Here is a 20005-nt window from a genome sequence, read left to right as displayed (position 1 = left end):
CTCCTGGGCGACTTCCTTCTTAGGGTCGAGGCCATGACGACGCACACCGAAGACACCAAGACCGTGGAGTACGCCCCCGAGCAGCCCGCGCGGCTGGAGTGGACCAAGCACGCGCCCGAGGTCTACAAGGCGATGGTCCGGCTGGACACCGCCGCCCGGAAGGGCCTCGACCACAAGCTGTACGAGCTGGTGAAGATCCGCGCCTCCCAGATCAACCACTGCGCGTTCTGCATCGACATGCACACCAAGGACGCCCTCGCCTCGGGCGAGACCGTCGAGCGGATCGTGCAGCTCAGCGCCTGGGAGGAGTCGCGGCACTTCTACACCGCGAAGGAGATCGCGGCACTGGAGCTGACGGAGGCGGTGACGGTCCTGACGGACGGGTTCGTGCCGGACGAGGTCTACGACAACGCGGCCAAGCACTTCGAGGAGGCGGAGCTGGCGCAGCTCATCGCGGCGATCACGGTCATCAACGCCTGGAACCGGTTCGGGGTGACCTGCCGTATGACGCCCGGGCACTACCAGCCGGGCCAGTACAAGTGACGCCCCGCACCCGGCTGCTGGACCCGGCGGTCGCCCGCGCCATGGCGGCTCTCAGCGCCACCGCGAAGAAGGGCCTGGGCGACCCGGCCCTCGCCGAACTCGTCGTCATCCGCGCCTCGCAGCTCAACCACTGCGCGTTCTGCCTCGACATGCATCTCGCGCTCGCCCGCGAGTACGGGGTGAGCGAGCGGCAGCTCGACCTGCTGGCGGCGTGGGAGGAGGCCGAGGAGGTCTTCGACGAGCGGGAGCGGGCCGCGCTGGCGCTGACGGAGGCGATCACGGTCCTGACGGAAGGCTTCGTGCCGGCCGAGGTCTACGAGCAGGCGGCCAAGCAGTTCGACGAGACGCGGCTGGCCCATCTGATCGGTCTGGTCGTCGCCATCAACAACTGGAACCGGGTGATGGTCGCTCGCCGGATTCCGCCAGGGGGATACACGCCGTGAGCAAGGTCGAGACGTTCCGCGCCCTGCACCACCACCGGGCGCCGGGTGATCCGCTGGTGCTGCCCGGACCCTGGGACGCGGCCAGTGCGCGGGTGTTCGCCGAGGCCGGGTTCCCCGCGCTCGCCACGCCCAGCGCCGGGGTCGCCGCCTCCCTCGGCCACGAGGACGGGCAGGTCCCGGCCGACGAGATGTTCGCGGCGGTCGCCCGGATCGCCCGGGCCGTCGACGTGCCCGTCTCGGCGGACGTGGAGGGCGGATACGGGCTCGCGCCGAAGGAACTGGTGGAGCGGCTGCTGGAGGTGGGGGTGGTCGGCTGCAACCTGGAGGATTCCGCGGACGGGGTGCTCAAGGACCCCCGCGCGCACGCCGGCTGGCTGGCCGAGGTGCGCGAGGCGGCCGGTGACCGGCTGTTCGTCAACGCGCGCATCGACACCTTCGTCCGCGGGGTCGGCGATCCCGGACAGGCCATCGAGCGGGCCGCGTTGTACGTGGCCGCGGGCGCCGACTGCGTGTACCCGATCGGCGCCCCGCCGGAGGTGCTGCCGCTGCTGCGGGCCGGGATCCAGGGGCCGATCAACGTGGGGGCCCCGACGGAGGGTGGCCCCTCGCCCGCCGAACTCGGCGCGAGAGGGGCCACCCGGATCACCTTCGGGCCGGGGCTCCAGCGACGGGCCACGCGGGCCCTGCGGGAGATCGCCGACCGACTGGGCCGGTGAACGTCAGGACAGCCACTTCTTCCACGTGGACTTGTGGCTGTCCACCCACTTCTTCGCCGCGTCCTCCGGCGTCATCTTCTTGTCGGCGATCATCAGGGAGACCTCGTTCTGGTCCTCGGTCGTCCACCTGAACTTCTTCAGGAAGGCCGCCGCCTTGCCGCCGTTCTTCGCGAAGTCCGCGTTGAGGTACTTCTGCAGCGGGGTGTGCGGGTAGGCGCAGGCGACCTTGTCCGGGTCGGCGTCGCAGCCCTCCTTGTACGGCGGCAGCTTCACCTCGGTCATCGGGACCTTCTTGAAGAGCCACTGCGGCGAGTACCAGTAGGTGAGGAAGGGCTTCTTCTCCTTGGCGAACTGCCGCATCTGCGTGATCTGCGCCGCCTCGGACCCGGCGAACACCACCTGGTAGTCCAGCTTCAGGTTCTTCACCAGCGCCTTGTCGTTGGTGACGTAGGACGGCGAACCGTCCATCAGCTGGCCCTTGCTGCCGCTCTCCGGGGTGCGGAAGAGGTCGGCGTACTTGTTGAGGTTCTTCCAGTTCGTGATGTCGGGGTGCTGCTTGGCGAGGTACGTCGGGACGAACCAGCCGATGTGGCCGGTGACGCCGAGTTCGCCGCCGCGCGCGATCGTCTTCTTGTCCTTGACGTAGCGCTGCTCCTGCTCGGGATGGCCCCAGTCCTCCAGGAGCGCGTCGACGCGGCCCTGGCTGAGGGCGTCCCAGGCGGGCACCTCGTCGACCTGGACGGTGTCGACGCGGTAGCCCAGCTCGTGCTCCAGGATGTACTGGGCGACGGCCACGTTGGACTGGGCGCCCACCCACGACTGCACGGACAGGGTCACCGTCTTCGCGCCCTGCGCGTTGGCGAAGGGCGAGGCCTGCTTGGTCATGTCGGCGGCACCGCAGCCGGTGAGCAACGCCAGGGAGCTCACCGCGGCGACCGCGGCAGTGGTACGGACGCGCATGTCAGGCTCCCTTCTTCGCGCGGCGTTCGGTGGGCTGGGTCACCCGGTCGAGCATCAGGCCGAGGCAGACGATCGCCGCGCCGGCCACCAGACCGGTCGCCAGGTCGCCCTGGGCGAGGCCGAAGACGACGTCGTAGCCGAGGGCGCCACCGCCGACCAGGCCGCCGATGACGACGACGGCGAGGACCAGGACGAGGCCCTGGTTGACGGCGAGCAGCAGCGCCGGGCGGGCCAGCGGCAGCTGTACCTGCCTCAGCTGCTGCCAGCTGGTCGCGCCGAGCGAGCCGGAGGCCTCCAGCGCGGCCGGGTCGACCTGGCGCAGGCCCTGGGTGGTGATGCGGACGACGGCCGGCAGCGCGTAGACGATCGCGGCGGCGACGGCCGGGGCGCGGCCGACGCCGAACAGGGCGACGACCGGGATCAGGTACACGAACTGCGGCATCGTCTGGAACACGTCCAGGACCGGGCGCAGGGCTCGCTCCAGGCGGTCGCTGCGGGCCGCGGCGATACCGACGGCGAACCCGACGACGAGGGTGACGGCGACGGCCGCGAGGACCTGGGAGAGGGTGTCGAGGGAGGGCTTCCAGACGCCGAGGACGCCGATCGCGGCCATGGCGAGGACGGCGGTGAGCGCGGTGCGCCAGGTGCCGATCACCCAGGCCAGGGCGGCGACGATCAGCAGGACCCCCCACCACGGCAGCGCCTGCAGGCTGTCCCGCATCGGGTCGAGGACCCAGGTCGTGAAGTGGCCGGCCCAGTCGGCGGTGCCGCCGATGACGGGGACGCCCGAGTACAGGTGCGCGGTCATCCAGTCGACGGCACGGTTGACGGGCTCGGCGATGCCGACGACCCAGGTGTCGGGCCAGTCGAGGCGGCCGGCGAGCCGCCCGGCGACCGCCACGGCGACGACGCCGGCGAGGGCGTAGAGCCAGCCACGGCCGCTGTGGGGCTCGGGTTCGGCCCCGAGCCGCTCCCCCGCCGCGCCGGTGACGCGGTCCAGGACGACGGCCAGCAGCACGATCGGGATACCGGCGGCGAGCGCGGCACCGACGTCGACCGAGGCCAGGGCCTGGTAGACGCGGTCACCGAGACCGCCCGCGCCGATGACGGCCGCGATGACGGCCATGGACAGCGCCATCATGATCGTCTGGTTGAGGCCGAGGAGGAGTTCCTTGCGGGCCAGCGGGATGCGGGCCGTCAGCAGGCGCTGGCGTGCGGTGGAGCCGAGCGACTCGACGGCCTCCAGCACCTCCTTGTCGGCACCGCGCAGACCGAGCGAGGTCAGGCGGGCCATGGGGGGTGCGGCGTAGATGACGGTGGCCAGCACCGCCGCCGGGACGCCGATGCCGAAGATCAGCACGACCGGCAGCAGGTAGGCGAAGGCCGGCAGCACCTGCATGGTGTCCAGGACCGGGCGCAGCATGCGGTCCATCCGGTCGGACAGCCCGGCGGCGAGCCCGAGCAGCGCGCCCACCGCGACCGACGCGAGGACCGCGACGACCATGAGGGCGAGTGTCTGCATGGTCGGCACCCACATGCCGAGCAGCCCGCAGGCGAGGAACGCGGCGGCCGTGCCGAGGGCCAGCTTCACGCCCGCCACACGCCAGGCGACCAGGGCGCCCAGGGCCGTGACGCCCGCCCAGCCGACGGCCAGGAGGGTGAGGTAGACGGCCCGTACGGCGATGACGACGACGTTGCTGACGTGGCCGAGGAAGTACAGGAACAGCGGGTGGCTGTCGCGGTTGTCGATGATCCAGTCGCTGGCCTTGGCGAGCGGCTCGGAGAAGTCGACGGTCAGCGCGTTCGGCCAGGTGCCGCTCGCCCAGCGGGCGTTGGCCAGCGGCACGAGGATCGCGGCGGCGAGGCCGAGCAGCAGCAGCTTGCGGACGGCGTGGTGCTTGAGGAAGGCGGGCAGGCCGATACGCGTCGGGGACGCGGTGATGGTCGCCATCACACCGCCTCCTTGGGCTGCTCCGTCCCCGGTGGAGCAGGCTGCTCCGTACCGGCGACGACGCCGAGGAGCGTGTCGGAGTCGACCACGCCCACGCACCGGCCCTTGTCGACGACCCGGGCCGGAGCGCCGGCGCGGGCGACCGCCTCGATCGCCTCGGACACCGTCGCGTCGGGCCGCACCGCCGGTCCGCTGCCGTCCTGGTCCGTCGAGGGCCGGCGCATGGCCGAGCGGACGGTGAGGACCTGCTCGCGCGGGACGTCCCGGACGAACTCGCGGACGTAGTCGTCGGCGGGCGAGCCCACGATCTCCTCGGGCGTGCCGAGCTGCACGACCCGGCCGTCCCGCATCAGGGCGATGCGGTCGCCCAGCTTGAGGGCCTCCTGGAGGTCGTGGGTGATGAAGACCATCGTGCGGCCCTCCTCGCGGTGCAGCCGGATGACCTCCTCCTGCATGTCGCGCCGGATCAGCGGGTCGAGCGCGCTGAACGGCTCGTCGAACAGCAGGACTTCGGGGTCGACGGCGAGCGCGCGGGCCAGGCCGACGCGCTGGCGCTGGCCGCCGGAGAGCTGGCCGGGGCGGCGGTGCTCCATGCCTTCCAGTCCGACCTTGGCGACCACCTCGGCGGCCCGTTCGCGCCGCTCGGCCTTGCCCATGCCCTGGATCTCCAGGCCGTAGGCGACGTTGTCGAGGACCGTGCGGTGCGGCAGCAGGCCGAAGTGCTGGAACACCATGGCGGCACGGTGGCGGCGCAGTTCGCGCAGCCGGGAGCGGTCCATGGCGCGGACGTCCTCGCCGTCGATGGCGATGGTGCCGGCGGTCGGCTCGATCAGCCGGGTCAGGCAGCGCACCAGCGTGGACTTGCCGGAGCCGGACAGGCCCATGACGACGAAGACCTCGCCCTTGCGCACGTCGAAGCTGACGTCGCGGACGGCGGCCGTGCAGCCGGTGCGGGAGCGCAGCTCGGCGGGGTCGAGGGCGGTGAGCTCGGGGTCGGCGGGAACGCGCTCGGCCTTGGGGCCGAACACCTTCCACAGGCCCTCCACCGAGAAGACGGGGGTGGTGTCCATGGTCTGCTCCGTGGGGGGTTCGAGGGTCGCGGTCATCGGGAACCACCACCGATCAGCTCGGCGGCCTTCTCCCCGACCATGAGCACGCCGATCATCGGGTTGACGGTGGTCATGGTGGGGAACACGGAGGCGTCGGCGATGCGGATGCCCTCCAGGCCGCGGATGCGCAGCTCGGGGTCGACGACGGCGCTCGGGTCGCCGGCGTCGCCCATCTTGCAGGTGCCGGCGGGGTGGTAGACGGTGTGCGCGACCTTGCGCGCGTACTCGCTGAGCTCCTCGTCACCGGTGACGTGCGGGCCGGGGGCCACCTCGCGCTTGAGCCAGCCGGCCAGGGGCTCGGTCTTGGCTATCTCACGGGCGATCTTGATGCCGTCGACGAGGGTCTTGCCGTCGTAGTCGTCCTCGTCGGTGAAGTAGCGGAAGTCCAGCGCGGGCTTGACCTCGGGGTCGGCGCTGGTCAGGTACAGCCGGCCGCGGCTCTTCGGCTTGGGGATGTTCGGTGTCATGGAGACGCCGAACTCCGGCCGCTCGTAGCCCAGTCGCTCCGGGTTGTCCGTGAAGGGGATCTGGTAGAAGTGGAACATCAGGTCGGGGTGCGGCTGTTCGGGGTCGCGGCGCACGAACAGGCCCGCGTCGGAGTCCATCGCGGAGTTCTCCGGGATGGGGCCGTTGGTCTCCCACACGATGACCGACTCGGGGTGGTCGAGCAGGTTCTCGCCGACACCGGGCAGGTCGTGCGTGACGGGGATGCCGAGCTTCTCCAGGTCGGCCTTGGGGCCGATGCCGGAGTGCATCAGCAGCCGGGGTGAGTCGACGGCGCCGGCGCACAGCAGGACCTCGCCCCGCGCCTTGACGAGGATCTCCTCCCCGTCCTTGGTGCGCACGTGCACGCCCTCGGCGCGATTGCCGTCCAGCTGAAGCTTGTACGCCCAGGTCTCCAGCAGGATCGTCAGGTTGGGCCGCTCGTCCATCACCGGGTGGAGGTAGGCCACCGACGCCGAGGACCGCTTGTTGTTCTCGGGGTGGTAGGCGAGGTCGAAGAAGCCGACGCCCTCGGTGAACGGCTTCTTGTTGAAGCCCTCGACGCGCGGCACACCCAGCGCCTCCTGGGCGGCGTCGACGAAGTCCCGGGCGATGGCGTTCCGGTCCTTCTCGTCGACCGGGACGATGTTGTTGAGGAGCCGGGCGAAGTACGCCTCCATCTGCACCGCGCCCCAGCCCTTGGCGCCGGCGGCCTCCCACTCGTCCCAGTCGGCGGGCAGCGGCTTGAAGGCGATCAGGGTGTTGTGCGAGGAGCAGCCGCCCAGGACACGGGCCCGGCTGTGCCGGATATGCGAGTTTCCGCGTGGCTGTTCGGTGGTGGGGTAGTCGTAGTCGAGCTCGCCGCCGAGCAGGCCCATCCAGCGGCGCAGGGTCAGTACGTCGTCACGGCCGACGTCACTGGGGCCGCCCTCGATGACGGCGACGGTGACGTCCGGGTTCTCGGTCAGGCGAGAGGCGATCACGGAACCTGCGGTTCCGCCACCTATCACGACATAGTCGTACTCATGACTGGTGTGGGACATGACGTGCTTGCTCCAGTGGGGATGAAGTGAACGGGCTCGGGGGACGGGGACATCAGCCCGGGATGTGGGGGTGAACCCGGGATGGAGAGTCGGCGGCCCGGCGAAGGGCGGGGGTCAGCCCGCGAACCAGCGCACCGGCTTCGGAGCGAGGTTCTGGTAGACGTGCTTGGTCTCCCGGTATTCGGCGAGTCCGGCCGGGCCGAGTTCGCGGCCCACTCCGCTCTTGCCGAAACCGCCCCACTCCGCCTGCGGCAGGTAGGGGTGGAAGTCGTTGATCCAGATGGTGCCGTGGCGCAGCCGCCCGGCCACGCGGCGGGCGCGGCCCGCGTCGGAGGTCCAGACGCCGCCCGCCAGTCCGTACTCGGTGTCGTTGGCGAGGGCGACGGCCTCGTCCTCGGTCCGGAAGGTCTCGACGGTGACGACCGGCCCGAAGACCTCCTCCCGTACGACGCGCATCTCGCGGTGGCAGTGGTCGAGGACGGTCGGCTCGTAGAAGTAGCCGTTCTCCGGACGCTGCTCGGACGGCTCGGGGCGCTTGCCGCCGGAGCGCAGCACGGCGCCCTCCTTGAGGGCGGACTCGACGTACATCTCGACCTTGGCGCGCTGCTGCTCCGAGACGAGCGGGCCGCACTCGACGCCGTCCTCGGTGCCGCGGCCCAGGCGGATCTTCTCGGCGCGCCGGGCGAGTTCGGTGACGAAGCGGTCCCGGACGGACTCCTCGATGATGAGGCGGGCACCGGCCGAGCAGACCTGGCCGCTGTGGATGAAGGCGGCGTTGAGGGCCTGGTCGACGGCGGTGTCGAAGCCCTCCTCGGTGGCGCACGCGTCGGCGAAGACGACGTTGGGGTTCTTGCCGCCGAGTTCGAGGGCGACCTTTTTGACGGTCGGGGCGGCGGCCTCGGCGACCTTGATGCCGCTGACCGTGCCGCCGGTGAAGGAGACCAGGTCGACGTCGGGGTGCTCGGACAGGCGTGCGCCGACGGAGTGACCCGGGCCGGTGACGATGTTGGCGACACCTTCGGGGAGTCCGGCCTCGACGAGCAGTTCGATGACCGCGATCGTCGTCATCGGCGTGATCTCGCTCGGCTTGATGACGAAGGTGTTGCCGGCGGCGAGGGCGGGGGCGATCTTCCAGCTGGCCTGGAGCAGCGGGTAGTTCCAGGGCGTGATCATCCCGCAGACGCCGACGGGCTCGTGCACGACGACGCTGTGGATGTCGGGCGAGCCGGCGTCCACGACCCGGCCGGGCGCCTCGCCGGCGACCAGGTCGGCGAAGTAGCGGAAGGCGTCGGCGACACAGTCGATGTCGACGCGGCCCTCCTCGACGGTCTTGCCCGCGTCCTGGGCCTCCAGCCGGCCGAGCTTCTCGCGGTCCCGCACGAGGAGATCGGCGACGCGCCTCAGCAGCGCGGCCCGCTCGGTGGCCGGCGTGTGCGGCCACGGCCCCTCGTCGAAGGCGCGCCGGGCGGCGGCGATCGCCAGATCGGTGTCCTTCTCGTCACCCTCCGCGACCACGGCGAAGGGCAGGGCATCCGCGGGGTCGAGGATCTCGCGCGTGGCGCCGGAGAGGGCCGCGCGCCATTTTCCTCCCGCGTGGATGGTTTCACGTGCCTGAAGTTCGGTACTTTCCGCCATGATCGCTGTTCGCCTTCCGTTCCTGATCAGCGCCCCTGTGTCACATCCGTGTCACTAAGAGACCGAGTTCGCCTGCCCGACTCCCCCGGATGCATGCGCGCCGATGGCCGAAAGTGCGCTGTGTCACGGGAGATGCGGTCAAATCCCCCCATACCGCACTGTTGGTGAGTGCGGTCCGCGACCGCCCCCCAGCCGCGTGGGCACACTGCGGGTCACTGCGCCCGCGGCCGGGCACGGAGGACGTCCCCGACCGCCCCGCGCAACCAGGCGTGCGCCGGATCCACGTCGTGACGCGGGTGCCACGCCAGCCCGACCTCGACCGGCGGCAGCGGGAGGGGGACCTCGAAGGTGACCAGCCCCAGAGCCCGGGCCATGGGGACGCTCCAGGAGCTGATCAGGCCGGCCAGGTCGGTGGAGCGGATGACGAAGAGGGACGCGGGGAAGGAGCCCACCGAGCCCACCACCCGGCGGCTCAGCCCGAGCGCGGCGAGGGCCTCGTCGACCGGGCCGTGCAGCCTGCCGCGGCGGGAGACGGTCAGGTGATCGGCCCGCAGGGCGAACCGCTCGGGCGTCAATTCGCCCTCCAGCAGCGGGTGCCCGGCCCGTACGACCCCCAGCATCCGGTCCTCGTGCAGCGGTTCCACCCGCACCTCGGGCGCGACGGTGTCGATCACCCCGACCTCCAGGTCGGCAGTGCCCTCGCGAAGGAACGGGGCGTCCACATGGCTCTCGGTGAGGAAGCGGAGCCGGAGCCCGGGGGCGTCACGGGCGATCCGGGTGAACAGGTCGGGGCCGCACGCGGCGGCCACGGCGTCGTGACAGAGGACGGTGAACGTACGCGTCACCGTCCTCAGGTCGGTGTCACCGACCGGCGCGAACAACGCCCGGGCCCGCTCCACCACCGCGCTCACCTCGGCCCGCACCGCGAGCGCACGGGGCGTCGGCACCATCCGCCGCCCGGCCCGCACCAGCACCGGATCACCCAGCGCCTTGCGGATCCGCCCCAGCGTGCGGCTCATCGCCGGCTCGGACAGATGCAGCCGCCGCGCCGCACCGCCGACGCTCTGCTCCTCCAGCAGCACGTCCAGCGCGACCAGCAGATTCAGATCCAGCCCGCCTGATTGCGTCACACGCATCCATCCCTTGCAAAGGTTGCACTGGAGTGCAGGTACGCGTCGAGCCTACGGTCGGCAGAGCAACCCCATCCACCGAGCTCCCGGGAGGAGCCGTGCCCTCGCACGCCCTGAAACGGCCGACCCTGCTCGCCCTGTGCGCCTGCGTCCTGGTCGCCCAGAGCATGGTCGCCGCGATCAACCTGCTGATCCCCCAGCTGAGCGCGTCGTCCCTGCACCCCTCGTCCAGTGAGATCCTGTGGACGGTCGACGCCTACGTCATCGTCTTCGCCGGACTCCTCATCCCGGCCGGCGCCCTCGGCGACCGCTACGGACGCAAGGGCGCCCTGCTCACCGGCCTCGCCCTGTTCGCCGTCGGCGCCGCCCTCAGCGCCCTCGCCCGGGACCCGGCGCTGCTCATCGCCGGCCGCGGTGTCTCAGGAGCCGGAGCCGCGCTGATCACACCGGCGACGATGTCGATCCTGATGCACCTCGCCGGACCCGGTGGGCGCGCCCGGGCCATGGCCTCCTGGACGCTGGCGATCGGCCTGGGCGGGCTGGCCGGCAACCTGGGCGGCGGGCTGGCCGGCCAGTTCCTGTCCTGGCGCGCCCTGTTCGCCGTCATGGTCCCGCTGGCCGCGCTGCTCGCCCTCGCGGTGGTCGTCACCACCCCGCGCACGGACCGCTCCCCGCACAGCCACCTCGCCCCGGTCGGCACCCTGCTGCTCACCGCCGGGCTCGTCGCCGTCCTCTTCGGCATCATCGAAGGGCCGCAGTACGGCTGGACCGCGCCGCGCATCCTGCTCGCCTTCGCCGCGGGCGTGCTGCTCATCGCCCTGTTCACGGCCCGGTCCCTGCGCTCGCGCACCCCGCTGTTCGACCCGCGCGTCTTCGCCGCCCCCCGGCTGCGCGCCGCCTGCCTCGGCATGGCGACCGGCTTCTTCGGTCTGTTCGGTCTCTTCTACGTCAACTCGCAGTACCTGCAAGGCGTCAAGGGCTACGGCCCCGCCCGGGCCGGTGTCGCCATCGTCCCGCTCATCGTCGGCATGGCCCTCGTGCCGAGGCTGGCGGCGCGCTGGGCGGATCGCCCCCGCCCGGTCATCGGCGGCGGGCTGGCCCTCATAGGCCTCGGCCTGCTCGGGGTGTCCACGGCCGGCGCGGGCACGCCCTACCCGCTGTACGCCTGCTGGCTGCTGGTCATCTCGGCCGGTACCGGGCTGTGCATGCCCGCCCTCACCCTGGGCGTCGTCACCTCCCTGCCGCCCCACCAGGCGGGCCTGGGCTCCGGCCTCGGCACCTCCGCCCGGGAGATCGGCGCGGCCCTCGGCGTCGCGGTCACCGGCACGGTCCTGGCCTCCCACGGTGACCTCCACTCGGGCATGGCACCGGCCCTGCGCACGGTCGGCCTGGTCGTCCTGGCCGCCACGGCGGCGGTTCTCGCCGGATACGGCGGGTCCCCGCAGACCTCGGGAAAGCCCGCAGGCCCCGCACCGGAAACCACCGGTGCGAGGCCTGCGCGCGAACGCGGAGAGACTCCGGTCAGATGAGGCCGAGGCCGCGGACCGCCTCGCGCTCCTCCTCGAGCTCCTTGACGGAGGCGTCGATCCGGGCGCGGGAGAACTCGTTGATCTCCAGGCCCTGGACGATCTCGTACTTGCCGTCCTTGGTGGTGACCGGGAAGGAGGAGATCAGACCCTCCGGGACGCCGTAGGAGCCGTCCGACGGGATGCCCATGGAGACCCAGTCGCCGTCGGCGGTGCCGTTGACCCAGCTGTAGACGTGGTCGATCGCGGCGTTGGCGGCGGACGCGGCCGACGAGGCGCCACGGGCCTCGATGATGGCGGCGCCGCGCTTGGCGACGGTCGGGATGAAGTCCTCGGCCAGCCACTTCTCGTCGTTGACGACCTCGGCGGCGTTCTTGCCGGCGACCGTGGCGTGGAAGATGTCGGGGTACTGGGTGGCGGAGTGGTTGCCCCAGATGGTCAGGCGCTTGATGTCGGCGACCGTCGAACCCGTCTTCTTCGCGAGCTGGGTCAGCGCGCGGTTGTGGTCCAGGCGGGTCATGGCCGTGAACCGCTCGGCGGGGACGTCCGGCGCCGCGGCCTGGGCGATCAGGGCGTTGGTGTTGGCCGGGTTGCCGACGACCAGGACCTTGATGTCGTCCGCGGCGTGGTCGTTGATGGCCTTGCCCTGCGGCTTGAAGATGCCGCCGTTGGCCTCCAGCAGGTCGCCGCGCTCCATGCCCTTGGTGCGGGGGCGGGCGCCGACGAGCAGGCCGACGTTGGCGCCGTCGAAGGCGACGTTCGGGTCGTCGGTGATCTCGATGCCCTGGAGGAGCGGGAACGCGCAGTCGTCCAGCTCCATGGCCGTGCCCTCGGCCGCCTTCAGGGCGGGCGTGATCTCCAGCAGGCGCAGCTTCACCGGCACGTCCGCGCCGAGCAGCTGACCGGAGGCGATGCGGAAGAGCAGGGCGTAACCGATCTGGCCGGCCGCGCCGGTGACGGTGACGTTCACGGGAGTGCGGGTCATGGCGTTCTCCGTATGACAGCTGGCGGTGGGGCGGGGTCCCTGCCCCGGACGTTTGATCGATCTCTTGGCGTCAAGAGATCCATCCAGCGGTCAGGCTATCGCGCATCCGGGATCCCGGACGTCCGGGTCGGTGTGGCCCGGCCCACAACCCCGCTCCCTGCCCATGCGAGAGGCGGCCGCCCGTCCGGGAGAGGAGGACGTAGGCGGCCGCCTGGGGGATACCGACCATGCCGGACTCCCGTGGGGGTACGGTTCGCGTGCCCCCGATTCCGGTGGGCATTCCTCCCTTTCCGAAAATCCTCGCCGGGCCCGGGCGGGCCGCTCCACGCGCCTACTCGGTGCAGCCCTTCTGCCCGGCCGCCAGCGTCGCGCAGGCCTTGGCGTCGGCGGCGCTCTTCACAGCCACCATCGGGGTGTACGCGATCGTGTCCCCGGCCGCGGTGATGCTGCCGGACTGCTTGGCCTTGCCCGCGCTGATCTGCACCTCGTCGCCCTGTGCCGCCTGGGTGATGCGCCCCCAGGCCGTCTTGCAGGTCTTGCTGTAGCGGACCTCGACCGTGGCCACGCCGACGGTCGCCGTCTGCGCGGTGGTCACCAGATCACCGCTGCATCCCATGGCCTCCGCGTCCTTGCCGGTGCAGCCGTCGCCGCTGCACTTCACGCCGGGCGGCAGCTTCGGGTCGGCGCTGACGGTCGGCGAGGGCGACGTGTCACTGCCCTTGTTCTCGTCGCCGCCACCGCCGCCGGTGAGGTAGAACGCGCCGGCGATCACCACGAGCACGCCCACGACACCCGCGAGGAAAGTCGCGGTCCGCTTCTTGCCCGCGGAGGCGGAGGCGGCGCGACGGGTCCCGCCGGAACCACCGGAAGCACCGCCGGCACCGGCGGCTTGGCCGGTCCGGGCCGGGACGGCGTCCTGCGGTTCGCCGTACGAGCCCGCCCCCGCGCCGGTCCGGCCGGGGCCGCCGGGCGAGCCGACGGGGGTAGCGGGCCCCGAGCCGGGCCGGGAGCCCCTGCCGGTGCCGGGACCGGCGGAGCGCCCGCCCGTCGGCGACGGGCCCTGGTACCCGGCCATCCCCCACGAGTTGACCTCGGGCTCGGCGCCGCGGCTCTCCTCCCGCACACCCGCGCCGGTGGAGTCCTGGACCTCGGGGGCCGTCGGCTGCGGCGGCACGGACGGCGCCACACCGGCCGGTCCCGCGATGCCCGGCGTGACGGTGGTGCCACCGCGGCGGGCGGGCTTGCCGCTGCCCGCGGAGGCCGCTCTGCCCTCGCCCGAGGAGGACGTCCTGCCACCGGCCGAGGGGTCGGTGAAGTCCTGCCCGCCGAACTCGCCGAGCGCGGCGCGCGCCTGGGAGATCCGTATGGCCTCCATCGTCATGTCGTGCCGCATCTCCGAGCGGCTCCAGGCACGCTCGGCGAGCTCCCACATGGTGGTCAGGTGCACCGGATTGGTGCCGGTGACCTCGGCAAGGGCCACGATCGCGCCCTTCGGCGCGAGCAGCCGGCCGTTCAGGTAACGCTCCCACGACGTCTTGCTGTAGCCCGTGCGGTCCGCCACCGACGCGATGCTCAGGCCGCTGCGGTCCACGAGCCTGCGCAGCTGACTGGTGAACTCCCTGATCTGTGGATCGAGCTCATCCGGCAAGGCCTTCCAACGAGGCATTGCTCCCCCTCTTCCCCCCGGTACGTGCTGATATTTCTCGCGCTGTTCGCCCCGCGCGTGGCGGCCTCGGCCGAGTCCCCGTTCTGGATACCCACAGGGATGCGCCCACTCAGGATCTCAGTTCCCTGACGGGGGGCGCACAGGAGCATGGTGACCGCGCGCGATACACCCTGGACCGTCCCGATTGTCCACGCCAACCCCGCGCTTGCACCACTTCATGCCGAATCGGATGCAGGACGTAGCGGAACCGTCACTTCCGTGCCACAGCGCACTGACAGCCGTTGAACAGGCCGTTCGCCGTGTTGGAGGGTGGGGCGTGACGGCGGCCCGTCCTTCCTCGGGGGAGGGGACGGGCCGCCGTCTCGTCACTCGTTGGTGACCGTGAAGTGCAGGGTGTCCTTCAGGAACGGGATCTGCAGCAGCGGATGCGGCTGCGCCATCAACGCCAGCAGGACGATCACGGTGCCCAGCAGGCCGCAGGTGACGATGTCCGTGAAGCGGGAGCGGACGGCGAGCATGCCGACGTCCGGCAGCAGCCAGCGCATCGCGCCGCCGCCCAGCAGGGCGGCGCCGATCAACAGCGTCCCGAACCGGAACTGGCCGAACGCGGTCACCAGCAGCCCGAGCCCGGCCAGACCCAGCACGGCGAGCACGGGCCACTGCCGCGCCGGCGCGGGCGCGTCCCCGGACGCGGCCCGGCCGCCGCCCTCGGGCCGCGCGGTGTCCTTGGTGAACAGCGGGAAGCGCCGGGTGACCCGCCGCGGCCGCCCCTGGGCGTCGGGCGCGCTGATGGGGTCGCGGACGGTGAGGCCCTCCGGCGAGTCATGCCCGCTCGGGGTCTCCTGCCCGCTCGGCGTCTCCCGCTCGCTCGGGGCGCCGTGCTCAGCCGACACTGCGCTCCGCCGCCTCGACCACGTTCACGAGCAGCTGGGCACGGGTCATCGGGCCGACTCCGCCGGGGTTCGGGGAGATCCAGCCGGCGACCTCGGCCACGTCGGGGTGGACGTCGCCCACGATCTTGCCCTCGGCGCTCCGGGAGACGCCGACGTCGAGGACGGCCGCGCCGGGCTTCACGTCCTCGGCGCGGATCAGATGGGCGGAACCGGCGGCGGCCACGATGATGTCGGCGCGCTTGAGGTGCGCCGACAGATCCCGCGTGCCGGTGTGGCACTGGGTCACGGTCGCGTTCTCGCTGCGGCGGGTGAGCAGCAGCGGCATCGGCCGGCCGATGGTCACACCGCGTCCGACGACCACAACCTCGGCGCCCTTGATCTCCACGCCGTAGCGGCGCAGCAGCGTCAGCACGCCGTTCGGGGTGCAGGGCAGCGGGGCGGGCTCGTTGAGGACGAGGCGCCCGAGGTTCATCGGGTGCAGCCCGTCCGCGTCCTTGTCCGGGTCCATCAGCTCGAGGATGCGGTTCTCGTCGATGCCCCTGGGCAGCGGCAGTTGCACGATGTACCCGGTGCAGGCCGGGTCCTCGTTCAGCTCGCGGACGACCGCCTCGATCTCCTCCTGGGTCGCCGTGGCGGGCAGTTCGCGCTGGATGGAGGCGATACCCACCTGCGCGCAGTCGCGGTGCTTGCCGGCGACGTACTTCTGGCTGCCGGGGTCTTCCCCGACCAGGATCGTGCCGAGGCCGGGCGTGACGCCCTTCTCCTTCAGCGCCGCCACGCGGGCGGTCAGATCGGACTTGATCGCGGCTGCGGTGGCCTTGCCATCGAGAATCTGGGCGGTCATGACCCCATCCTCGCGGATGACCCCGCCGTGGTTCCAATCCGACCGCAATCCGGGCACCGCGGGGCCCGTCCTCCCGTATCCGCCCATGATCAGCGATGTTGCACTTGCACAACACATCGGGAATGCGGCTGGACAAGCCGGTCAGTGGTGAAGAACGATGACCCGACAAGTGCCGCGGGCAGTTCAACGGGGGGACGGTCGCAATACTGAAGATTTTCCTCCGTGCGGATGTCACGCGTCGTCCCCGCACTCGGACCAACGGAGGAAAGTCCCCCATGAGCTACGGCGACCCCAACAACCCCTACGGCGCTCCCCAGGGACAGCAGCCGCAGCAGCCGGGCTACGGTTACCCGCAGGACCAGGGGCAGGCTCCCGGTTACGGCTACCCGCAGGCCCCTCCGGTCTCCCCCTACGGCGGCCCCGCCGCGCCGACCACGATGCCCGGCTCGGTGAGCGCGGCCCGCGTGATGATGTGGGTCATCGTCGGTCTGCAGGTCGTCGGCGTGGCCATCTTCGCCTTCTCCGCCATCGCGCTCAACGCCGCGAAGGACGACGAGTCCCTCAAGGACAACACCGCCTTCCAGGACCTCGTCGGTGACTCGACCGGCCTGATCTGGGGCTACGTGGTGTTCGGCCTGGCCTGGCTGGTGTTCGCGGCCGTCCTGGCGACGAAGTTCAAGAACGGCGGCAACGGCGCCCGGGTCACCCTCCTGGTCTTCGCCATCATCACGGCGGTCCTCGGCATCTACCCGTTCGTCATCGTGGGCCTGGTGCACACGATCCTCGCCATCCTGGTGGCCGTCTTCGTCGGCAACGCGGCCGGCAAGGCCTGGTTCAACCGCCCCCGCTACTGAACGGTCCCGGCCGACCGGACCGGTTCACGCCATTCACATCCAAGGGCCGTGTCTCACCCGTACGAGGGGGGGGCACGGCCCTGGTGCGTCGCCCTGGTCTGACGGTGGTAGCTGTTCAGGCACGGGGAGAGCACCTTGTACAGCATCATCGTGGTACCTCCGCCGACCACGGAGGACGAGCGAAACCGCACCCGGATCCCACTCGCGCCCGGCGAACGCCCCACCTTCGGCCGGAGCGCGTCCGACAACGTTGCCCACCGCTGCGCCCCGGTACCGGCCGTCCCGCCCGGTGAGGTGACCCGGTGACCCGGTGACCGAGCCCTACGCCGTGCCCGTACCGAAGGGCTACCGGGTCGGCGTCCGGGAGGTGCGCGAGCCCATCGCGACGGGCGCCTTCGGCAGCGTGTACGCGGCCCGGCGCATCGGTGACGGCACCGAACTGCCGCCCGCGGCCGCGCTGAAGTTCCTGCCCACCGGGACGGCCACGCCCCGCCGGCTGACCCACCTGCGCGAACTGACCTGATCCAAGGGGTACAGCGCGAAGGGCTGCGTGAGCGACCTGGGTTCCAAGGAGGACCAGGCCGGCTCGGTCCACGGCTGACGGCACAAGTGCCCGAGCGCACAAGTGATCTGCGGCCTGCCGGATGTCCGGCGGGCCGTTCCCCTGGACGGTAGCCTTCGGCCAAACTGCCGTGCGATTGCTCGTTGCGAGACCGCAGCACATCGGGGGAGCCATGTCAGACCAACGGCCTGTGCCGCCGCACTCTCCGGCGTCCGGGGACGCCGCGTTGGAGCAGGCCGGCGCGAGTCCATTACGTGCCAGGGACCCGGGACGGATCGGCCCCTACTTACCGCTCGGGCTGCTCGGCAGCGGCGGCATGGGCCGCGTCTACCTCGCCCGCCCCGCCGACGACACCCCCGGTCTCGCCGCCGTCAAGGTGATCCGCCCCGAGTACGCCGAAGACCCCCGGTTCCGGCGGCGTTTCGAGCGGGAGGCCTCCGTGCACGCCCGGCTGCGTACGCCGCACGCGCCACCCCTGCTCGGCAGCGGGTTCGAGGACGAGTTGCTGTGGATGGCGACCCGGTACCTGCCCGGCCTCAACCTCGCCGACGCCGTCCGCGACTGCGGCGCGCTCGAGCCGGCCGGAGTGTGGCGGCTGGTGGCGGAGCTGGGGCGGGCGCTGTCGGCGCTGGACGCCGCCGGGGTCGTACACCGGGATCTCAAGCCGTCCAACGTGATCCTGTCGCCGCAGGGCGCGCACGTCATCGACTTCGGCATCGCGCAGGCCGTCGACAGCAGCTCGATCACCATCAGCGGCAACCGGGTCGGCACGCCGGCCTACATGGCGCCCGAGTACCTGCGTGAGGGCCGCTGCGACACCGCCTCCGACGTCTTCTCTCTCGCGTGCACGATCGTCTACGCCGCCACCGGGCACGCCCCTTTCGGGGACGGGACGGGCGTGGACGTCATGCACCGGGTCGCCTTCGAAGAGCCCAAGCAGGACGTCATGGCCGAACTGACGGCCGCGGATCCCGCGTTGGCCGCGCTGCTGTCCGCCTGCCTCGCCAAGGACCCGGGCGGGCGGCCCACCCCGCAGCAGTTGATCGGCGCGGCCGCGGCGGCCGGTCACGGCCCCACCTCTTCCTGGCAGGAACCGCTGGCCACCCGGCTGTTCGCCCGGCAGCGGGGCTGTCGGCTGCTGGAACGTTCCTCCGCCGAGGAGGCCGGCCACGTCCGTGCGCCCACACCGCCGGCAGGGCACGGCGGCCCGGCGACGCCGCCCGTTCAGGACACCCCCTCCGCCGCGGCCCCCACCGGCGAGCACGCCGACCGCCGTAAGCGACAGGCGTCCTATCTCGCCATCGCTTGCGTCATCGCCGTGTCCGTCGTGGCCGCGGGCGCCTTCTTCCTCACCCGCCCGGACCTCGACGACACCGCGTCGGCCTCGCCGCCAGCCCCCACCGACGTCACCCACCTCGACGGACCGGCCTCGGTCCGGCCCGGCTCCGCCGCCTCGCCCTCCACCACAGAGGAGAGCAAGCCCGGCGCGGAGGAGGTGAAGGAGCAGGCGCGGGAAGACGCCGGCGGCGACGCGTCCGGGTCAGCGGGGCGTGCCGGCGCAGCAGGAGCGACCCCCGACGGCGGCGGCACCGCGGCCTCCGACGGCGGCGACACCGACAGCGGCGGCAGCGCCCCGGCCCCCACCCCCACCCAGACCGCGACGAAACCCGACACCCCGCCCTGGATCGCCCGGTGCACCCACTACTCCGGCACCGAACTCACCCGGCGCGGCGACCGCGGCCCGCGCGTCGTGCAGGTGCAGTGCATGCTGACCGAACGCGGCTACGGCCTGGGCGGCACGGGCGTGGACGGCCAGTTCGGCAAGGGCACCGACACGGCGGTGCGGAAGTTCCAGCGTGCCGCGGGACTGAGCCCCGACGGCAAGGTCGGACCCGAAACGTGGGCGGCACTGCGCAGTGCGAAGTGACGGATGTGCCGGAGGCCCCGGGCCACGACCCGGCAACGGCACAACCCGAACACTGCCCGCCCCTGGCCGTGATCCACCGGCCCGGAAAGGCGAGCACGCCCGCACCCCCGGCCACGGCACCCGTCCGGTGCCCCCCGATCATCCGAATTCCCTCGACCCAAGGCAGGTTCACACATGAGACTCACCCGCGGTGCCCTGATCGTCGCCGCCGGCGCCCTGACGCCGGCCCTCCTGCTCACCGCCCCGGCCTTCGCCGTCGGCACGCCGTCCCCGTCCACCGCGGTGACGGCGACGTCGCAGACGGACGGCACGCCGGTGGACGAGATGGACGAGCACGACCTCCGGATCGCGATCCTGCGCATCCTGGCCGACGAGGACAGCGGCCGCGGAGTCACCCGTGAGGCCAACGCGGCGCTCGACGGGACCGTGGAGGACATGCGGGAGTTCCTGAAGACCGGCTACCGTCTCGCCCAGGCCGAGGACGACCGCGTCGCCATCGCCCGCATCCTCGCCGACCCGGACTCCGGACGGGCCGTCAAGCGGGAAGCCGGCAAGGCACTCGACGTGAACACCCCGGAGGCCCTGCGCGCCTTCCTGGAGACCGGCCACCGCCTCGCCCAGGCCGAGGACGACCGCGTCACCATCGCCCGCATCCTCGCCGACCCGGACTCCGGACGGGCCGTCAAGCGGGAAGCCGGCAAGGCACTCGACGTGAACACCCCGGAGGCCCTGCGC

The 20005-nt window shown here is 71.9% G+C and carries 17 protein-coding genes and 2 pseudogenes; 9 read left to right on the top strand and 10 right to left on the bottom strand.

Going from position 1 to position 20005, the window contains the following annotated elements; all coding sequences use genetic code 11:
* The first annotated feature begins 33 nt into the window (after positions 1–33).
* The 3 genes from ACFY9E_RS25850 to ACFY9E_RS25840 are packed head-to-tail and all read left to right on the top strand — an operon-like array spanning position 34 to position 1702.
* Positions 34–543 carry a carboxymuconolactone decarboxylase family protein gene (locus ACFY9E_RS25850; RefSeq protein WP_390987888.1) on the top strand — a complete coding sequence of 170 codons (510 nt, stop codon included), beginning with the start codon at positions 34–36 and terminating at the stop codon, positions 541–543.
* Positions 540–986 (top strand): carboxymuconolactone decarboxylase family protein, encoded by a 447-nt coding sequence (locus ACFY9E_RS25845; protein WP_390987886.1) that lies wholly within the window; start codon positions 540–542, stop codon positions 984–986. Before ACFY9E_RS25850 ends, ACFY9E_RS25845 begins: the two co-directional genes overlap by 4 nt.
* Entirely contained in the window at positions 983–1702 is a 720-nt protein-coding gene (locus ACFY9E_RS25840) for an isocitrate lyase/phosphoenolpyruvate mutase family protein (RefSeq protein ID WP_390987884.1), read from the top strand. The genes ACFY9E_RS25845 and ACFY9E_RS25840 overlap by 4 nt, the downstream gene beginning before the upstream one ends.
* 3 nt (positions 1703–1705) lie before the next feature.
* Here ACFY9E_RS25840 and ACFY9E_RS25835 read toward each other — a convergent pair whose 3' ends face one another.
* The 6 genes from ACFY9E_RS25835 to ACFY9E_RS25810 all read right to left on the bottom strand — a co-directional run bounded on the left by ACFY9E_RS25835 (position 1706) and on the right by ACFY9E_RS25810 (position 10019).
* Complete coding sequence (locus ACFY9E_RS25835; protein WP_390987882.1) at positions 1706–2662, bottom strand: glycine betaine ABC transporter substrate-binding protein; 957 nt, start codon at positions 2660–2662, stop codon at positions 1706–1708.
* A gap of 1 nt (position 2663) precedes the next feature.
* Complete coding sequence (locus ACFY9E_RS25830; RefSeq protein ID WP_390987880.1) at positions 2664–4613, bottom strand: ABC transporter permease subunit; 1950 nt, start codon at positions 4611–4613, stop codon at positions 2664–2666.
* Complete coding sequence (locus ACFY9E_RS25825; RefSeq protein ID WP_390987879.1) at positions 4613–5719, bottom strand: betaine/proline/choline family ABC transporter ATP-binding protein; 1107 nt, start codon at positions 5717–5719, stop codon at positions 4613–4615. Before ACFY9E_RS25825 ends, ACFY9E_RS25830 begins: the two co-directional genes overlap by 1 nt.
* Entirely contained in the window at positions 5716–7248 is a 1533-nt protein-coding gene (locus ACFY9E_RS25820) for a GMC oxidoreductase (RefSeq protein WP_390987877.1), read from the bottom strand. The genes ACFY9E_RS25825 and ACFY9E_RS25820 overlap by 4 nt, the downstream gene beginning before the upstream one ends.
* Before the next feature lie 114 nt (positions 7249–7362).
* Positions 7363–8883, bottom strand: a complete 1521-nt coding sequence (locus tag ACFY9E_RS25815) for an aldehyde dehydrogenase family protein (RefSeq protein WP_390987876.1) — start codon at positions 8881–8883, stop codon at positions 7363–7365.
* A 212-nt stretch (positions 8884–9095) separates the two neighbouring features.
* On the bottom strand, positions 9096–10019 hold the full coding sequence (locus ACFY9E_RS25810) for a LysR substrate-binding domain-containing protein (RefSeq protein WP_390987874.1): 924 nt from the start codon (positions 10017–10019) through the stop codon (positions 9096–9098).
* 92 nt (positions 10020–10111) lie between these two features.
* Here ACFY9E_RS25810 and ACFY9E_RS25805 point away from each other — a divergent pair, with 92 nt between their 5' ends.
* Positions 10112–11542, top strand: a complete 1431-nt coding sequence (locus tag ACFY9E_RS25805) for an MFS transporter (RefSeq protein ID WP_390987872.1) — start codon at positions 10112–10114, stop codon at positions 11540–11542.
* Here the strand turns inward: ACFY9E_RS25805 and ACFY9E_RS25800 are convergent.
* The 4 genes from ACFY9E_RS25800 to ACFY9E_RS25785 all read right to left on the bottom strand — a co-directional run bounded on the left by ACFY9E_RS25800 (position 11535) and on the right by ACFY9E_RS25785 (position 15927).
* A complete protein-coding gene (locus tag ACFY9E_RS25800; RefSeq protein WP_390987870.1) occupies positions 11535–12524 on the bottom strand; it encodes a malate dehydrogenase in 990 nt (329 codons plus the stop codon). The two genes, ACFY9E_RS25805 and ACFY9E_RS25800, sit on opposite strands and share 8 nt — an antisense overlap.
* 331 nt (positions 12525–12855) lie before the next feature.
* Entirely contained in the window at positions 12856–14172 is a 1317-nt protein-coding gene (locus ACFY9E_RS25795; protein ID WP_390987868.1) for a DUF2690 domain-containing protein, read from the bottom strand.
* Positions 14173–14555: 383 nt separating this feature from the next.
* Entirely contained in the window at positions 14556–14981 is a 426-nt protein-coding gene (locus ACFY9E_RS25790; protein ID WP_390988382.1) for a DUF3017 domain-containing protein, read from the bottom strand.
* Positions 14982–15072: 91 nt separating this feature from the next.
* Complete coding sequence (locus tag ACFY9E_RS25785) at positions 15073–15927, bottom strand: bifunctional methylenetetrahydrofolate dehydrogenase/methenyltetrahydrofolate cyclohydrolase (protein WP_390987867.1); 855 nt, start codon at positions 15925–15927, stop codon at positions 15073–15075.
* A gap of 275 nt (positions 15928–16202) precedes the next feature.
* Here ACFY9E_RS25785 and ACFY9E_RS25780 point away from each other — a divergent pair, with 275 nt between their 5' ends.
* From ACFY9E_RS25780 to ACFY9E_RS25760, 5 genes and pseudogenes are all read left to right on the top strand, one after another.
* Positions 16203–16781, top strand: a complete 579-nt coding sequence (locus ACFY9E_RS25780) for a hypothetical protein (protein WP_390987866.1) — start codon at positions 16203–16205, stop codon at positions 16779–16781.
* Between the two features lie 135 nt (positions 16782–16916).
* A pseudogene (locus ACFY9E_RS25775) lies at positions 16917–17027 on the top strand (FHA domain-containing protein); the annotation flags it as partial.
* A 64-nt stretch (positions 17028–17091) separates the two neighbouring features.
* Positions 17092–17298 (top strand): annotated as a pseudogene (locus ACFY9E_RS25770) (protein kinase); the annotation flags it as partial.
* Between the two features lie 217 nt (positions 17299–17515).
* On the top strand, positions 17516–19270 hold the full coding sequence (locus ACFY9E_RS25765; RefSeq protein WP_390987864.1) for a protein kinase: 1755 nt from the start codon (positions 17516–17518) through the stop codon (positions 19268–19270).
* A gap of 174 nt (positions 19271–19444) precedes the next feature.
* Positions 19445–20005, top strand: a 561-nt coding sequence (locus ACFY9E_RS25760) for an ALF repeat-containing protein (RefSeq protein ID WP_390987862.1), incomplete at its 3' end; no start/stop codon positions are given.

The organism is Streptomyces sp. NPDC012466, assembly GCF_042955215.1.
GTDB lineage: Bacteria > Actinomycetota > Actinomycetes > Streptomycetales > Streptomycetaceae > Streptomyces.
This window is presented reverse-complemented; position numbering and strand designations above follow the sequence as displayed.

Bases quoted from the DNA above. Each gene is read 5' to 3' on its own strand.
- ACFY9E_RS25850 (WP_390987888.1), top strand. From the start codon at position 34: ATGACGACGCACACCGAAGACACCAAGACCGTGGAGTACGCCCCCGAG.
- ACFY9E_RS25835 (WP_390987882.1), bottom strand. From the start codon at position 2,662: ATGCGCGTCCGTACCACTGCCGCGGTCGCCGCGGTGAGCTCCCTGGCG.
- ACFY9E_RS25830 (WP_390987880.1), bottom strand. From the start codon at position 4,613: ATGGCGACCATCACCGCGTCCCCGACGCGTATCGGCCTGCCCGCCTTC.
- ACFY9E_RS25825 (WP_390987879.1), bottom strand. From the start codon at position 5,719: ATGACCGCGACCCTCGAACCCCCCACGGAGCAGACCATGGACACCACC.
- ACFY9E_RS25820 (WP_390987877.1), bottom strand. From the start codon at position 7,248: ATGTCCCACACCAGTCATGAGTACGACTATGTCGTGATAGGTGGCGGA.
- ACFY9E_RS25815 (WP_390987876.1), bottom strand. From the start codon at position 8,883: ATGGCGGAAAGTACCGAACTTCAGGCACGTGAAACCATCCACGCGGGA.
- ACFY9E_RS25810 (WP_390987874.1), bottom strand. From the start codon at position 10,019: ATGCGTGTGACGCAATCAGGCGGGCTGGATCTGAATCTGCTGGTCGCG.
- ACFY9E_RS25800 (WP_390987870.1), bottom strand. From the start codon at position 12,524: ATGACCCGCACTCCCGTGAACGTCACCGTCACCGGCGCGGCCGGCCAG.
- ACFY9E_RS25785 (WP_390987867.1), bottom strand. From the start codon at position 15,927: ATGACCGCCCAGATTCTCGATGGCAAGGCCACCGCAGCCGCGATCAAG.
- ACFY9E_RS25780 (WP_390987866.1), top strand. From the start codon at position 16,203: ATGAGCTACGGCGACCCCAACAACCCCTACGGCGCTCCCCAGGGACAG.
- ACFY9E_RS25765 (WP_390987864.1), top strand. From the start codon at position 17,516: ATGTCAGACCAACGGCCTGTGCCGCCGCACTCTCCGGCGTCCGGGGAC.